Genomic DNA, 15,974 nt, shown 5'->3' with positions numbered 1-15,974 from the left:
GATGAATATAAATGAGCGGGTTATTGTTGCTTTAGATGTAGCAGATGAAGATAGTGCGATCGCTCTTGTGGATCAACTTCCGCAAGTCGGTTTCTGGAAGGTTGGTTTAGAGTTATTTACTAACACTGGGCCGAAAATTCTGGAAATGCTAAAGTCTCGGCAAAAGCGGATTTTCCTGGATTTAAAATTTCACGACATCCCTAACACTATCGCTGGTGCTTGCCGTAGTGCAGCTCGTTACGGGGTGGATTTGCTCACAATTCATGCTACTGCTGGTAAAGATGCCCTGAAAGCGGCAACTGAGGCGGCGCAGGAGGGGGCTACACAAGCAGGTGTGAAATCGCCTAAATTAATTGCGATTACCTTGCTGACGAGCATTTCTGCGAGAGATCTGGCGTTTGATTTGAAGATTCCTCTAGAATTGCCAGAATATGTCCTAGAAATGGCGTTGCTGGCGCAAGAAACAGGGTTAGATGGGGCGGTTTGTTCACCCCAAGAGGTGGTGCAGTTGCGACAAACTTGTGGAGATGATTTTCTCTTAGTTTGTCCAGGGGTACGACCAAATTGGACAGACAAAGCTGATCAAAAGCGATCGCTGACCCCAGTGCAAGCTATTCAAGCAGGTGCAGATTACTTGGTAATTGGGCGTCCTATTACTGCTGCAAGTGATCCTGAGTTAGCCTGGAAGAGGATTTCTCAGGAGTTAAGTGCGATCGCATGAATCCAGGAGTCAGAAATAAAAATTATCGTTTTTGGTTTGTCGCTTGTGGCTTCTGGTTTTTAATATTAAACGGCCTAGATCCAGCCTTATCAAAAAACCTCACCCCTAACTCTGTGTTAGCACAGAAGCAAAACATCAATAGTGGCGTGAGGACTTTATGTTATGAACAAAATTTAGAAATATTAACTACTCATTTATTGCGGGATTTACCTAGTTATGCTAACCGTGCCAGTCAACGCGCCCGCCGCCTTAGTAGAAAAAGTGACGTTTACAGCTATATGCTAGTGGCAGGAAAACCTGAGTTTACTCCTCTGCCCCTGAACTCTGAAGAATACAGTACAGATGCGCCTAAAAGTGCGGGATCAGGAGTTGAGCAAGTTTTCTTTACTACCTTGGAGCGGCAGTACATAAATAAGAAAGCGGTAGAATTGCAGCAATTCCACTGGCTGTTGTTGACTAAAGCTAAAAGTGGTTGGCGTTTAGTGATGATGTTTACTCAAACAGGCGCTTATCCGAAACAACAACCACCATCGCCGCCACGGGATAGTAGTAATGGTGCGATCGCTCAAGGTGTTAAAGCTTGGTTACGCGATTGTCAGGCGGGAAGTGTACGTATGCGTTCTGGGAATCTATGAATTTAATTTTATTAACCGCCTAGCTCATACCATTTCACGAAATTCCCGATACAAATCACTTTTCTAACTCGCCCTGCTTTTCCTGCTTGCTATCTGTATCAATATTACGGAACGTGAAACGGTATCAGTTACAGCCACCGCTACTACTGGAGTCACAGCCACCGCTACTACCGGAGTCACAGCTACTACCTGAGTCATAGCTACTGCTGCTACCTGAGTCATATCCCCTAGTATCACCACCATACCAACTACTGTTGCTGTTACTAGAAGAACTACCAAAGTTGCCCCGACGCCTTTTATGGGAACTGTTTCTAGAAGGTGAGACAGCACCTATGATCAGAGCGATAAAGCCCATCACAATTAGTACAATTAGTAAAGATATGATTAAGCTCAAAACGATTCTTCTCCTGTGGCAATTTTTTCAAGATTAACCAGCCGATGAAAGTCTCAATATAGACTTCAGTTCCATTAGCTGTTTTTCCCGATTTAATCAAATTTAATTTGGTACGCAATGCCTGGATATCATGCCATATGAGCCATATCTTTCAACTGTTTTATCTATCTTTTCTGAATTTCATCAAACTTAGCACGTACTGCTTGGATATCTTGCCACATCAACCATTTAGGCGCACCAACTTCACGCGAGGGGTTACGTAGCAAGTACGAGGGGTGGAAAATTGGCATACACAAACGTCCTTCCCACTCCAGCCATTGACCGCGAATTTTCGTAATCCCCCGCTTGTCATTTGTGATACCTTTAACCGCAGTTGCACCTGTTAACAGAATTATTTTGGGGTCAACTAAGCGAATTTGTTCTAGTAAGTAGGGTTTGCAAGCCGCCATTTCTTCAGTAGTGGGGACTCGGTTTTCTGGTGGGCGGCATTTATTAATATTGGCAATGTATACATCATTCTCAGTAGACAAATTCACAGATGCCAGAATTTTTTCTAGCAATTGTCCTGATTTGCCTACAAATGGTAGACCCGTTTCGTCTTCGTTTTGACCTGGTGCTTCTCCCACAATCATGATTGATGCTTTAAGATTGCCGCGTCCGACAACAGCATGAGTCCGAGTGTCTCCTAATGCACAACGATGACACTGATTACAATGCTGTGCCAACTCGGTCATGCTGGAATAGGTTCCGGGAGGGATAGAAATTTTGGCGTCTGTGGGAATCAGCTCTTGTTGGTTAAAGGTTGAGTCGTCGAAGAGGCTGAGTTGGGTTTCGCTGCTCATGAAAATTAGGATGTTGGCGTCAGCATCAGCTGTTCAATCTGAGTTAAATATGGCTCTGGTTGGAGATTTTTCAGAAATAGACTTTTGCTGAATACTTACTATTTGCACAAGTCCTATTGTATCAGTTAATTTGAGCCAAAATTCAGTCATGATAAAAGCAATGCTATCCTAAGATGCTGGGGGAAACTATGTCACATACCCCACTTTTTGCCGATCGCACCCATGCTGGTGAGGAATTGGCGCGAGTGATCTATGAGGTTTTGGCTCAGCAAACTATTGAATCAGGGGTAAAGCCTGTACCAATTGTCTATGCTTTGCCAAGAGGAGGTTTGCCAGTAGCAGCACCAATAGCTAGCCTTTTGGGTTGTCCGTTGACAATAGTTGTAGCGAAAAAAATTAGCCATCCAGATAATCCAGAGTTAGCAATTGGTGCAGTAACGACTTCAGGGAATGTTCTCTGGACTCAGCAAAAGCTATTTCGCCCCAGAGATAATTTGCGGTGGCGAGAAGTAGCTTTAAATCAAGCGATTAACCAAGCTAAGTTTCTTGAGGCTCAATTAATTTCTGCGTGTCCGCAGGTGAATCCAGAGGGGGCTACACTGATTTTAGTTGATGATGGTATTGCCACAGGGATGACAATCGCGGTAGCGGCAACTGCGATCAAAGCGCTTTCTCCAGCAGCAGTTTGGTTATGCACTCCAGTAGCACCCCAGAAATTACTACCTTGGTTGAGTCAGTGGTGCGATCGCCTAATTGTGTTGGAAACACCGGAACTCTTTTGGAGTGTGAGTAATTTTTATATAGAATTTCCCCAAGTAGACACCTCAGAGGTTATCGTGTATCTCCAGCAACAAAAGAACACGGAGGAGTGATAATTTTAATTTTAAATTTTGCACTTTAAATTGTGAATTATTGATTTCTCCTCTCTTTCTCCCCCTCCTCTTTCCTCTGTGCGACTTAACTATTTGCAGATGTCCCCTGCTGGTATTGCATTGCTTTAGCATAATCGCCCAAAGCGTAGCAAGCGACTCTTAAACTGGCAAGGGCTTGTTCTTCACTGCGGCGATCTTTAATAGTCCTGGCTAACAATAAACGTTCTTCATAATATGAAATCGCTTTGGTATAGTCACCCAAAGCTTCACAAGCAACTCCTAAACTACCTAAAGATTGTTCTTCGCTGCGCTTGTCTCGAATTTCTTTAGCTAATTGCAAACGTTCTTCATAATACTTAATAGCTTTGGCATAATCCCCTAAAGCATAGCAAGCATTACCCAAATTTTTTAGCACTTGAGAAGCACTGCGAACATTTTTTAAGGATCGTGCTAATACTACACACTGCTCATAATAGGCGATCGCTTTTGGGTAATTGTCCAAAGCATACCAAGCATTGCCCAGATTCTTTAAGACCTGTTCTTCACCCCAGTTGTCTTTGAGTTCCCGCACAATTTCTAAACTTTGCTGCTGATACTCAATTGCTTGCGTAAAGTTGCCCAAAGCTTTATACACCAATCCTAAATTATTCAGTGCCGCCACTTGACTGCGCTTGTCTTGCAACTGCTGCGTTATTTCCAAACACTTTTGCAGAAACTCAGTTGCTTTTTTATGGTCATTAAGATGACGATAAGCATTACCCAGATGAGAAAGCGCTTGCATTTGCAACGCAAAGTCTGAAGTTTCCTTACCTAAGGATAGACACTGATGACAGTAGGAGATAGTACTCTTATAGTCCCCTGCGGTGTAAGTTACCAATCCCAAAAAAGAAAGCACCTGTGCCTGTTTTTGTAAATCACCAACTGCTTGAAACATCTCTAGAGATTGCTGTAATGACTTTATCGCCGCTATCAATTCACCAGCCTGTTGCTGTTGAATTCCTTGGTGCATTAGCTTAGATGCTTCTGATAAGTGGTCATCATGTTCTTGTGGAAGTAGTATTTCTGGTTGTGTTGAGTCAAATTCATGGGTAATTGTATTACGCTTCACTGGTTTGAGATATGTTGTAGGTAATTGCAAGGGAACAGTATTTTTCGAGCTATTATTCCATGACTCTCTCGGCATGACCCCTTCCTATTAAGTTTGGTAATAGATTTAGTATTCCCAAAACTACAACTTTGTTTCATTAGTTTTATCTGCATCTTGTTAAATGTGGTAATACAATTTTATGAAATGGCTGAATTAGGGATGCATCACAAGATCAGGTAGAATTAGCTTCAGTTGGGAAACATAGCATCTCCCTTTAACCCTCTTTTGTCACTCCACCTAAACAAGAGTCAAAATTTGCTTCACACTCTTGGTGGGATAATGGAAATGGTTGGAAAAATATCCTTAATAATCTCCGTTTACTTGTGCAACCGTTCATTTCATTTAACCTGATATATCCTTGGTTAACCGTTTTTCCTATTCCACAGTTATGTTTGAAATTTTCTAGACTTCAATCTATTATTTCTAGCCTGACAAGTTCAGTTTTTAATTACTTAAACAATGCTGATTTCTATTTTTCCTCTGCTTAAAGTGACAAAAGAGGGTTAAGGGGGAGATGCGATCGCGTACATCTTATCTTAATGATTTTTGTTGGCTTGCCCAAAGAGGAGATGCGATCGCGCAGAGCGCCCGCCTTCTCTTCGAGACGCTACGCGAACGGCGATGGCGTTCATCTTAAATTAATTAGCCATAATGTGAGTGACGACTTTCTGTAATTAGTCCCCAAGGTTTATTCGCGAAGCTCAGAGGTTCATTCGCAAAGCTCAGAGGTTCATTCGCAAAGCTCAGAAGTTTATTCGCAAAGCTCAGAAGTTTATTCGCGAAGCTCAGAGGTTCATTCGCGAAGCTCAGAGGTTCATTCGCGAAGCTCAGAGGTTTATTCGCGAAGCTTAGAGGTTCATTCGCGAAGCTCAGAGGTTCATTCGCGAAGCTCAGAGGTTTATTCGCGAAGCTTAGAGGTTCATTCGCGTAACGTACTCTCCGAAAGTTGCTCAATTGAAAGTTAATAGTGTCTTACCCTACTTCATACATCTGTTTATGCTTGGCTAAAAGCTCTTGATATTTCTCATTTGTCTTTGCTTGTATCCACTTGGCTTTAAATATTGCTGCTGATTCCGCTTTCACTGGGTCTACATCGTAAGGTAAAATCTCTTTTTTAGAGTTTGATGTTTCGGAATTTTGTTTATATTTTCTGCCGCTTTTATGATTAGCATAACGACGGGAGCGGGTATATCCCATTTGGATAAACTTCCTCGCCATGTCTGCGCCGACAAAATCATCTTTCTCTAAATAATCAAGAAAAAGCTCATAGATTTTCTCGCTCGACTCTTTGGCAATGTCAGGAGTTTTAAACCGCCAGTAGGGAAGAATTTCTGATTTATAAGGTTCTACCAAAAGTACACCCTGCTCGCCTTTACCAACACGATAGAGTTCAGGATGTTGGCGAAAGTCGATATTTGGAAAGTCTAAAGAATAATCAAATGGCATGGGAACTGTTTATGATAAAAGGGACTGAGGACTGGGTACTGGGTACTAGGGATTGGGAAAGAAATCCGCACATTAAGGGCAGGGTTTTAACCTGACTTTAAAATTGGAGAAATCTGCTCATAAGAGGCGGGATTTTAACCAAATCTTCCCAGTCCCTAGTCCCTAATCCCCATTGCCCCTTATCCCCAGACGGGGCCCCGAGTTCCCCAATCCCTAATAAAGTTTAACTTCTATCTCAGTACAGAAATTTGGTTCTATCATGCTATCTAGCCCCAATTCTTTTAACAGAGTCCTAGCTCCGGGTAATTTGCGTAAGGTGCATCACATTGCCCTCAACGTTAAAGATATGCAAGCTTCCCGGTACTTTTACGGCACTATTCTGGGTTTGCATGAACTGACTGGCGACGAAGTACCCGCAACTCTGCTTGAATTGGTAGCAGCAGGAAAAGTAGCCAATTTTGTCACGCCGGATCGTATAATTCTAGACTTATTTTGGACACCGGATCTGACACCACCAAATTTAGATCCAGAACAGAGTTTTACCAGAGCATACCATCTTGCTTTTGACATAGAACCGCAGTTATTTGAGCAAGCAGTGGCAGTAATCAGAGAAAATCAAATAGCGATCGCCCATGGCCCAGTTACCCGTCCTACTGGTAGGGGTGTATACTTCTACGACCCCGATGGCTTTATGATTGAAATTCGTTGCGATCCAGAAGTTACTTAAGTTAGAGGTAATAACAAAAGTGTCTAATTCGAGTCAGAAATTAATACAAATATTTAAAGTCATTGAACAGACAATTACAAAGCCGCCAATTCCACACGAACCATATAAGCAATCGTTAAAAGCTTGGGCGATGTATTGCTTACGAGATAAAGGTTTTAAAGTAGTTTATGCCCAAAATGCTGATTTTGCTATTGAAACTAAAGGCGAAGAAAAGCTATATTTTAAAGTTTCAAATAATGCTGATGATTTAGACAATACTATTAACTGGATAGTTTGGGATAGTACAACCAAAAGCGCCAGCTTAATTCGCCAAACATCTTAAGTAGAGACGTTACATTGCAATGTCTATAAATGTTCTGTCTGTCACATTATTTTTTTGAATTGGTATAAGTTACAGAAAAAATAATTAACCATAGATGAACACAGATACCCATAGGGACACGGCATTGCCGTGTCCCTACCCATGTACTTGCTTTTGAGCCATCTTGTGCAATGAAAAACATTAAACTCAGCAAACTTTGGGACTCACTTCATTCTAGTTACTGGTTTGTACCAACTTTAATGGCGATCGCAGCAGTAGTACTAGCAGCGACAATGCTAACTGTTGACCGTACGGGAAACATGGGGCCGCTACAGAAGTGGGGCTGGATTTATACTGGTGGCCCCGATGGTGCGCGGACTCTGCTTTCTGCTGTTGCAGGGTCAATGGTGACTGTAGCTACCACGGCTTTTTCAATTGCGATCGTTGCCCTTCAGCTTGCTTCCTCCCAGTTTGGGCCGCGGCTGATGCGGAATTTCTTGCAGGACACGGGAAATCAAATAGTTTTAGGCACGTTCGTTGCTACGTTCATCTACTCTTTGCTTGTACTGCGGACAATTCGTGATGAGGATTACGACGAATTTATTCCGCAAATCTCAGTTACAGTTGGTATTGTGTTAGCAATTACCAGCATTGCCGTACTTATCTACTTTATTCATCACGCCTCAAGTTCAATGCAGGCTTCGCGTATTATTAGTAAGGTTGGCAAAGATTTAGATAGTGCTGTAGACCGCCTCTTCCCTCATAAAGTTGGGCGTGCCATTTCCGAATCCCAACAGCAACCAGTTAAGGAAATACTAACTAATTTTGACGAAGAAGCCTTTCCTGTATTATCAAAAAGCACTGGTTACATTCAGGCAATTGATGTGGAAAAATTGATGGAAATCGCCACATCAAGAAACTTACTTATACGTGTTCAGCTGCGCCCTGGTAAGTACGTTGTACAAGGTAGTGAATTGGTGATGGTTTTATCCAAAGAAAGTAATGATACCAAAAGTAATTTGGCATCTCTACGTAAACAAATCAATGATGTATTTATTCTGGGTGAACAACGTACAGAACAACAGGACTTAGAATTTTGTATCAATCAACTCGTTGAAGTTGCTGTGCGTGCCATTTCCCCTGGCATCAATGATCCATTTACAGCGATTCGATGTATTGACCAACTCAGCGCTGGAATTTGCCGTTTAGCTGAAAGAGAATTTCCCTCACCTTACCGCTACGACAATCAAAACCAACTGCGGGTGATTGCGGAGTCAGTTACTTTTTCAGGGGTAATTGATGATGCTTTTAATCAGATTCGACAGTATAGCCAGCCTGATGTTGCTGTACAAATTCGGTTATTGGAGGCAATAACACGTATTGCAGCCTACACCCATAACGACAAAGACCGGGATATACTTAAGTGTCATGCTGAAATGATTAGCCGTCACTGTTTAGAACAAGTTGACGAACAACGCGATCGCAACAGCATTGAGCAAAGTTACCAAGCGGCTTTAAAAGCTTTAGCGATCGCCAAATAGCAATTAAGTAGGTAGGTATAATTAAACATGAAATAAAATTCTAGTTCGTAAGTGAGATTCATTGCTCAAAACAAAAATAATCAGGACTAAAGTCCTTACTACAAACTTTAATTTATTTACGCCTAGCTACTTAGCGCCATCTTTTAATAAGAAAAAAGTATAAGGATGGAAATACTTTGGAATCATCAGCCAATTATTATTATTCAGCGATGGTTTGGTGATAGTTGGAGTTGGTTCTTTGAGGCTGTCACACAACTGGGTTCGGGTACAACTGTTGCGTTAATTTTCGCTTTAGCATTTTGGATTAATGGACGGCGGTTTGCTTACAGCTTGTTAGGTGCTGTTGTTGTACTACAAATAATCAACGTACTAATTTGGTCAATCTTTTATGTGCCGCGTCCCCAACATCCAGATATTTTTGTTTATAAACAGCTGGATATATCTTCGTTTCCCAGCGGACATACCGGAACTGCAATTGTTCTTTGGGGAAATTTAACCACTTTTGGTTATATGCCAGCAGCCGTTACAGTATGTATTGTTTTGCTAGTTATGTTGTCTCGCTTATACTTGGGCGTACATTATTTAGCGGACTTGCTTGGCGGTACGGTAACTGGGTTAATTATGCTAGTAGTCTATCAGCGGTTATTGCCTCTACTGGTGCATTTCTTCTCAGGACGGACATTTAAATTTTTGCTAATTCTCTGTCTTTCCATACCACTTGTCGTGTTTCCCTTTGCCGATTCTTTTCCTGAAGGTTGGGAAGTTTTTGGCGCTGCTGTAGGTGCAGCCATTGGAGTTCCTTTGGAATATTGGTATATCCGGTATCACCCTATAAATATTTCCAGGCGCAAACAAATGTTGAAAATAGCAATTGGTTTGGGAGTATTGATGGCTTTGATTGCTGTTTCTCGCCTCATCAGCAGCAGTGAATTTCCGCGTGACCTGATAACTTTTGCTTTAGTAGGACTATGGATAACGTTTCTAGCACCAGGGTTATTTACACGCATGGGGCTATCTATAAATTTAGGCGATCGCTTGCAATAAAACAGTATGTCTCTCTACTGTAGATAAATTGAGGACAATGTTTATATTAACGTGAGCTTCTAGCCAAAGGCATTTGTTAGAAGCTTAACGTTATATTCTATACCGCTTCATTTATGTTAATAAACAAATTTCATCATAACTGTCATTTTTGAATCACATTTATTTTGCAAACTAAAAATATTAAACTTCTTGCAAAAGTCAGAGTAAAGGTTAAGGGATAAAGGGAAAAGGAACTCACAACCCTTCCCCTTTAACCTTTACCCTCTCTTACAAAGTTCTGGTCGGAGGAAGCCTCCGCTCAGACTTTGCGCTTTTCCCCAAGAGTGCAAAAATATCTTTTTGCCAAAGGTCTATTGAGTACTAAGTCTCGCTGTGCTTAATATTTTTAATAGCTTCAAAATTGGAGTTTAGAATTTTAACCTGATTTTAATTATGTTGATAATTAACTTCTTCTTAACTTGGCTTCTCAGTGCTGTATCACTTTTAATTACAGCATACATTGTTCCAGGCTTTGAATTTAATAACTTTGGTACAGCCGCAATTGCCGCATTAGTTTTAGGTTTAGTCAACGCATTTGTTCGACCAATAATATTTATTCTTACACTTCCTTTAACAATTGTTACGTTGGGTCTTTTCTTATTTGTTGTTAATGCATTGATGCTTTGGTTTGTAGGAGTTTTGATACCCGGCTTTTTAATTACTGGTTTATTGCCAGCATTGTTAGCTTCAATTGTGCTGACAATCGTTTCTACAATCTTAGGATTGCTAGTAAGAGCCGTTTAAAAGTATAAATTAGCAGGAAAATTCAGCATGGTTCCATTACGTGATAATAATCCAACAACAATTACTCCATATATTACCTATGGAATTATCGCTATTAATATTCTTGTTTTTATTTATCAACTCAACCTAACACCACAACAATTACAAGGATTTTTCTTTACTGCGGCATTAGTGCCCTGCCAACTTTCGGGTAGTTGTCCTGTTGGTGTGCCAAGTCCATTAGTTCCTGAGTGGATGACTTTGATTACCTCCCAATTTTTGCATGGTGGTTTTTTGCACCTTGGGGGGAATATGCTATTTTTGCATATTTTTGGTAACAATATTGAAGACCGTTTAGGGCATATTAAATATTTAGTGTTTTATTTGATATGCGGTGTTTTAGCTGGGTTAAGTCAGTGGTTCTTTTCACAAAATTCTACAATACCATCTTTGGGTGCAAGTGGTGCGATCGCGGGTGTTTTAGGTGCATATATTTTCCGATTTCCACGAGCCGAAATTTTGACCTTAATTCCCCTAGGATTTTTTATTACTACAGTCAGACTTCCTGCATATTTATTTCTAGGATTTTGGTTTGTCCAGCAAGCTTTTTACAGTTTTGCTAGCTTACAAGCTCGTAGTAATATCGGTATGGAAAGCGGTGGAATTGCTTACTGGGCGCACGCTGGCGGTTTCGTTTTTGGGGCCATTCTTGCTCCCTTTTTTGGCTTGCACAAGCGTAGTTAAAATATTTGATTTTTCACATTAAGATTGTTGGAATAAAAAAGTTATGCATAAATAAATAAATCTTTCATAGATATCTTTTCCATTTGATAGAGGAATATTTAGTAACTTTTAAAATAAATTCTATTTATTCAGTTACAAAAAGAAGTCTGATACAGAGACTTCTAGTCATATTGATCTGTCTAATTGTTTTAGCTACGGAGATATAAATGAACAAATCAACTTCAAACAGACTCTTTTTCTTGGCATCAACAGCAACCTTTTTGGCATTTGCTGCTGGTTGTAATAATAACGAGCCTCCTCAAGTTGTAGCTGACCCGCCACAAGTTGCTTCTCCTGTTGTTCAACAACCAACTCAGCCCGTACCACCTGTTGCACAAGTACCAAATCAAAAGGTATCAAACGAAGTTTCACGTTTACTACAAACTAAACAATGTGCAGGCTGTAACTTGGCTGGAGCAAATTTACAAAACGCAGATTTAGAAGATGCCAATTTACAAGGTGCTGACCTCCGACAAGCAAATCTTCAACAAGCAGATTTAGAAAAAGCGAACTTACAAGGAGCTAACTTACAGGGAGCAAATCTGATTAATGCAAATTTGGAAAAAGCAAATTTGCAGTCAGCAAACTTACAGCAAGCTAATCTCCAAAGGGCAGATTTAGAAGAGGCAAATCTAAATAAAGCCAACACCACTGGAGCAAATTTCCAACAAGCAGATTTTGAAGATACTATCATGCCTGATGGAAATGTCAGACGGCGATGATTTGAATTAAATTATCACTAAACAGCAATGCAAAGTGAACGAAGGCGTTTGGGAAATCGACGGGTATCAAACAAAAAGCCGTTGTGGTGGTTGGGTGGAGGGATCTTAGCTCTGTTCGTCGCAGCTTTCGGCTTTCTCTATCTGCAAGGATTTTTCCGCCAAGAACCTGAGTACAAAATCACAAATCTACCCACTTTGCAAGACAACCGTTTTCCACTATTGGTGGTGAGTTTATCGAATGCTTTGGCTACCAGTGGTCGATTAACTAACTTTTGGGTAGGAGCAGATGCAATTTACGCTGCTCGACTAGACGCCATTCGTCGCGCTCAACGCACAATTCTTTTTGAAACTTACTACATGACTCCCGGCCGTCGTGCAAACGAGTTTGCCGAAGCATTAATTGAACGTTCCAAAGCAAAGGTGAAAGTCCAACTTTTGGTAGATGACTATGGTACGGATTCCATTCCTGATGAGTATTGGCAAAACTTGCGTCAAGCCGGTGTAGAGGTGCGGTTTTTCCGGGAATTCGATTGGAGAGCGCCTTTAGAATATAATTCCCGCACCCATCGCAAATTATTGTTAATTGACGGTGAACAGGTTTTGGTAGGAGGCGCGGGAGTTTCTGACAGCTGGGATGGAGATCGAGAAATTGGTGATACTGCTCCATGGCTGGAATTTGAGGCGAGTTATCAAGGCGAAATTGTCAGCCTATTGAAAGGCAATTTTCTCCAAAATTGGGCTTATGTTGGCGGAACAGTAGATTTAGCAGAAGGTGTATTTCGCCCTGAGCCGGAGCCAGAAAATAAATTTTATATTACTAATGATACATCTACATTAAGTGAATCTACTATAAGAATGCTATTTCAAGTCAGCTTTTTGGCGGCTAGAGAAAGGGTTTGGATTGGTAGCCCTTATTTTGTTCCAGATAGCAATACACGTCAGGTTCTACTTCAAGCCAAAACAAAAGGTGTTGATGTGCGCGTGCTGACTATGGGAAGGAAAAATGATAAACCAATAGTTCATTTTGCTTCTCGTGAATTGTATGGTGAGTTGTTAAAAGCGGGGGTGCAAATTTGCGAATATCAACCTAGTATGATGCACGCTAAAGTAGCCTTAATTGATGATGATTGGGTAAGTGCAGGAAGCGCAAATTTTGACCCTCGTAGTTATCATCACAACGATGAGTTAAATATCTCTACAGCTAACTCACAATTAATAGAAAAAATTGACAACTTTTTTGTAGAGGCGTGGCGCAATAGTCGCTGTCTAACTCACTCAGAATGGGAAAATCGCCCAATTACAGAAAAAATTCAAGGTCAATTAGGGCTGATTTTTAAACCTTTGTTGTAGTAATTTTGATCTAAGGAAGTTAAAAATATGACCGCAGAAGAAAGAAGGCTAGAAGAAGATCGTAACCGCAAAGCGTATTGGCGGAGATGGGGGCCATATTTAAGCGATCGCCAATGGGGAACTGTGCGCGAAGATTATAGTACGGATGGTAGTGCTTGGGATTATTTTCCCCACGAACACGCTCGTTCCCGCGCTTACCGTTGGGGCGAAGATGGTATAGCTGGGATTTCAGATAATCATCAACGCCTATGTTTTGCTTTAGCGTTATGGAACGGTGAAGACCCAATTTTAAAAGAAAGATTGTTTGGTCTAAGTGGCCCTGAAGGAAATCACGGGGAAGATGTTAAAGAATATTATTTTTATCTTGACAATACCCCGTCTCATGCTTATATGAAATACCTTTATAAATACCCGCAGAAAGCATTTCCTTACAAGCAATTAGTGCAAGAAAATCAACGTCGGGGTTTTTATGAACAAGAATTTGAACTAGTAAATACTGGCATTTTTGATAACAATGAATATTTTGATGTCTTCGTTGAATATGCCAAGAATTCAGATGAAGATATTTTGATTCAAATTAGTGTTATAAATCGTGCTTCTGAAACCAAAATTTTACATATTTTACCTACACTATGGTTTCGCAACACTTGGTCTTGGGAAGAAAATTGTAAAAAACCAATTCTTACTGAAGATTCTCCAGGTGTAATTAATGCATCTCACCCTATTTTGGGTCAGCGCTGGCTTTACTGTAAAAACTCTCAAGCTCTTTTATTTACTGAGAATGAAACAAATCATGAGCGACTATTTGGAATAAAAAATCATTATCCTTATGTCAAAGATGGGATAAACGACTATATTATCCAAGGGCGAACAGAAGCAGTAAACCCCAATCAAAGAGGTACGAAAGCTACAGCGCATTACGAATTAACTGTTGGTGCTGGGGAAACCCAAGTTATTCAACTTAGACTAGCTGATATATCGAATCTAGCAGAACCTTTTGGAGTAGATTTTGATGGCATTTTTCAGCAGCGTAAACAAGAAGCTGATGAATTTTATCAGCGGATTTCTCCAGGTAATTTTTCTGAAGATGCTCGTAACGTACAGCGACAAGCATTTGCAGGCTTGTTGTGGACAAAGCAATTTTATCATTATGTAGTTGAAGACTGGTTAAATGGCGACTCCAATCAACCAACTCCTCATAGAAATTACCGTCGTAACCAAGAATGGATTCATCTATTTAATGATGATATTATTTCCATGCCCGATAAATGGGAATTTCCTTGGTATGCCGCCTGGGATTTAGCCTTTCATGTCATACCTTTGGCAATGATTGACCCTGACTTTGCTAAACGACAAATGGATAGATTAACGCGGGAATGGTATATGCATCCTAATGGTCAAATTCCCGCCTACGAATGGCATTTTAGTGATGTGAATCCCCCAGTTCATGCTTGGGGAACTTGGCGAATTTATCAGATTGAAAAAGAATTTTATGGTCGTGCAGATACTAATTTTTTAGAAAAAGTATTTCAGAAATTACTACTTAATTTTACTTGGTGGGTAAATCGTAAAGATAATGACGGCGATAATGTTTTTCAAGGTGGATTTTTAGGGTTAGATAACATCGGGATTTTCGATAGGAGTTCAGAGTTACCTACAGGTGGGTATTTGGAGCAGTCTGACGGTACAAGTTGGATGGGTATGTATTGCTTGAATATGCTGGTAATTGCTCTTGAACTTGCAAAAACTAATCCTACGTATGAAGATATTGCTAGTAAATTTTTCGAGCATTTTCTTTATATAGCCGATGCAATGAATAACATTGGCAAAACAAATATTCATCTCTGGGATGATGATGACAAGTTTTTCTATGATGTACTGCATTCACCTCATAATGAACGCCACCGTTTAAAGGTTCGTTCAATGGTAGGTTTAGTTCCCCTGTTTGCAGTGGAAATTCTGGAAGCAGATGTGTTAGATACTTTTCCTGGCTTTAAAAAACGCTTTGAATGGTTTATTCAAAATCGTCCTAATCTTCAAAAAAATATTGCTTCTTTAGAAGCAACTGGAAAGGGAGCCAGACATTTACTTGCGATTGTTAATCCAGACAAGTTGAAAGTTATTTTGCAAAAAATGTTGGATGAGACTGAATTTTTAAGTTCTCACGGTGTCCGTTCAGTCTCTAGATTTCATGCTGATAATCCTTACATTTTTTATGTTGATGGACAGCAGCATCGAGTTGATTACGAACCTGCTGAATCAACTAATGGAATGTTTGGCGGAAATTCTAACTGGCGCGGCCCAGTTTGGTTTCCAATGAATTATTTGATTATTGAGTCTCTGCAAAAATTCCATCACTATTTAGGCGATGATTTTAAAGTTGAATGTCCCACTGGGTCGGGTCAATTTATGACTTTAACAGAAGTTTCTACAGAGTTATCTCAGAGACTAATAAGTATTTTTTTGCGAAATCGTGCAGAATATCGTCCAGTTCATGGTGGTCATTCTCTTTTTCAAAGTAACTCTCATTGGCACGATTTGATTTTATTTTACGAGTATTTCCACGGTGACAATGGTGCTGGACTTGGAGCTTGTCATCAAACTGGATGGACAGCATTAGTTGCAAGCTTAATTCATTATTGTAGAGCAGCTTAGGAAGAAGGCCCAGCTTTATATGTTTGATTGCA

17 protein-coding genes and 1 pseudogene are annotated in these 15,974 nt (G+C 40.4%); 14 read left to right on the top strand and 4 right to left on the bottom strand.

What is annotated here, in order from left to right:
- The first annotated feature begins 1 nt into the window (after window position 1).
- Together pyrF and FNW02_RS17080 are read left to right on the top strand one after the other, a co-directional pair.
- Window positions 2-721, top strand: a complete 720-nt coding sequence (gene pyrF, locus FNW02_RS17085; RefSeq protein ID WP_191758704.1) for an orotidine-5'-phosphate decarboxylase — start codon at window positions 2-4, stop codon at window positions 719-721.
- Window positions 718-1,356, top strand: coding sequence for a hypothetical protein (locus FNW02_RS17080; protein ID WP_191758703.1), 639 nt, complete (start codon window positions 718-720; stop codon window positions 1,354-1,356). Before pyrF ends, FNW02_RS17080 begins: the two co-directional genes overlap by 4 nt.
- 63 nt (window positions 1,357-1,419) lie before the next feature.
- Here the strand turns inward: FNW02_RS17080 and FNW02_RS17075 are convergent, their stop codons facing one another.
- Together FNW02_RS17075 and FNW02_RS17070 are read right to left on the bottom strand one after the other, a co-directional pair.
- Window positions 1,420-1,686, bottom strand: coding sequence for a hypothetical protein (locus tag FNW02_RS17075; RefSeq protein WP_191758702.1), 267 nt, complete (start codon window positions 1,684-1,686; stop codon window positions 1,420-1,422).
- A 228-nt stretch (window positions 1,687-1,914) separates the two neighbouring features.
- A complete protein-coding gene (locus tag FNW02_RS17070) occupies window positions 1,915-2,592 on the bottom strand; it encodes a uracil-DNA glycosylase (RefSeq protein WP_191758701.1) in 678 nt (225 codons plus the stop codon).
- A 188-nt stretch (window positions 2,593-2,780) separates the two neighbouring features.
- On the opposite strand from FNW02_RS17070, the gene FNW02_RS17065 reads away from it, so the two are divergent.
- Window positions 2,781-3,464 carry a phosphoribosyltransferase gene (locus FNW02_RS17065; protein ID WP_191758700.1) on the top strand — a complete coding sequence of 228 codons (684 nt, stop codon included), beginning with the start codon at window positions 2,781-2,783 and terminating at the stop codon, window positions 3,462-3,464.
- An 85-nt stretch (window positions 3,465-3,549) separates the two neighbouring features.
- On the opposite strand, the gene FNW02_RS17060 is transcribed toward FNW02_RS17065, so the two are convergent.
- Entirely contained in the window at window positions 3,550-4,647 is a 1,098-nt protein-coding gene (locus FNW02_RS17060) for a tetratricopeptide repeat protein (RefSeq protein WP_191758699.1), read from the bottom strand.
- A gap of 197 nt (window positions 4,648-4,844) precedes the next feature.
- Here FNW02_RS17060 and FNW02_RS38740 point away from each other — a divergent pair.
- Together FNW02_RS38740 and FNW02_RS39590 are read left to right on the top strand one after the other, a co-directional pair.
- Window positions 4,845-5,099, top strand: a pseudogene (locus FNW02_RS38740) (IS701 family transposase); the annotation flags it as partial.
- A 26-nt stretch (window positions 5,100-5,125) separates the two neighbouring features.
- Window positions 5,126-5,248, top strand: coding sequence for a hypothetical protein (locus FNW02_RS39590; RefSeq protein ID WP_263627789.1), 123 nt, complete (start codon window positions 5,126-5,128; stop codon window positions 5,246-5,248).
- A gap of 335 nt (window positions 5,249-5,583) precedes the next feature.
- On the opposite strand, the gene FNW02_RS17055 is transcribed toward FNW02_RS39590, so the two are convergent.
- Complete coding sequence (locus FNW02_RS17055; RefSeq protein ID WP_191758698.1) at window positions 5,584-6,057, bottom strand: DUF4385 domain-containing protein; 474 nt, start codon at window positions 6,055-6,057, stop codon at window positions 5,584-5,586.
- Window positions 6,058-6,316: 259 nt separating this feature from the next.
- On the opposite strand from FNW02_RS17055, the gene FNW02_RS17050 reads away from it, so the two are divergent.
- From FNW02_RS17050 to FNW02_RS17010, 9 genes are all read left to right on the top strand, one after another.
- Window positions 6,317-6,784 carry a VOC family protein gene (locus FNW02_RS17050; RefSeq protein ID WP_191758697.1) on the top strand — a complete coding sequence of 156 codons (468 nt, stop codon included), beginning with the start codon at window positions 6,317-6,319 and terminating at the stop codon, window positions 6,782-6,784.
- A 43-nt stretch (window positions 6,785-6,827) separates the two neighbouring features.
- Complete coding sequence (locus tag FNW02_RS17045) at window positions 6,828-7,106, top strand: hypothetical protein (protein WP_191758741.1); 279 nt, start codon at window positions 6,828-6,830, stop codon at window positions 7,104-7,106.
- Between the two features lie 170 nt (window positions 7,107-7,276).
- On the top strand, window positions 7,277-8,626 hold the full coding sequence (locus FNW02_RS17040; RefSeq protein WP_191758696.1) for a DUF2254 domain-containing protein: 1,350 nt from the start codon (window positions 7,277-7,279) through the stop codon (window positions 8,624-8,626).
- A 165-nt stretch (window positions 8,627-8,791) separates the two neighbouring features.
- Window positions 8,792-9,670: a phosphatase PAP2 family protein gene (locus tag FNW02_RS17035; RefSeq protein ID WP_191758695.1), complete on the top strand. Its 879-nt coding sequence runs from the start codon at window positions 8,792-8,794 to the stop codon at window positions 9,668-9,670.
- Between the two features lie 432 nt (window positions 9,671-10,102).
- A complete protein-coding gene (locus tag FNW02_RS17030; protein WP_191758694.1) occupies window positions 10,103-10,453 on the top strand; it encodes a phage holin family protein in 351 nt (116 codons plus the stop codon).
- 27 nt (window positions 10,454-10,480) lie between these two features.
- Complete coding sequence (locus tag FNW02_RS17025; RefSeq protein ID WP_191758693.1) at window positions 10,481-11,176, top strand: rhomboid family intramembrane serine protease; 696 nt, start codon at window positions 10,481-10,483, stop codon at window positions 11,174-11,176.
- A 206-nt stretch (window positions 11,177-11,382) separates the two neighbouring features.
- Window positions 11,383-11,937: a pentapeptide repeat-containing protein gene (locus FNW02_RS17020; RefSeq protein WP_191758692.1), complete on the top strand. Its 555-nt coding sequence runs from the start codon at window positions 11,383-11,385 to the stop codon at window positions 11,935-11,937.
- Between the two features lie 27 nt (window positions 11,938-11,964).
- Window positions 11,965-13,287: a phospholipase D-like domain-containing protein gene (locus FNW02_RS17015; RefSeq protein WP_191758691.1), complete on the top strand. Its 1,323-nt coding sequence runs from the start codon at window positions 11,965-11,967 to the stop codon at window positions 13,285-13,287.
- 27 nt (window positions 13,288-13,314) lie between these two features.
- Window positions 13,315-15,942, top strand: a complete 2,628-nt coding sequence (locus FNW02_RS17010; RefSeq protein WP_191758690.1) for an MGH1-like glycoside hydrolase domain-containing protein — start codon at window positions 13,315-13,317, stop codon at window positions 15,940-15,942.
- Window positions 15,943-15,974 lie beyond the last annotated feature (32 nt).

The organism is Komarekiella delphini-convector SJRDD-AB1 (assembly GCF_014831675.1).
Taxonomy (GTDB): domain Bacteria; phylum Cyanobacteriota; class Cyanobacteriia; order Cyanobacteriales; family Nostocaceae; genus Komarekiella.
The sequence above is the reverse complement of the archived record's forward strand: the minus strand, read 5'-3'. Positions and strand labels throughout refer to the sequence as shown.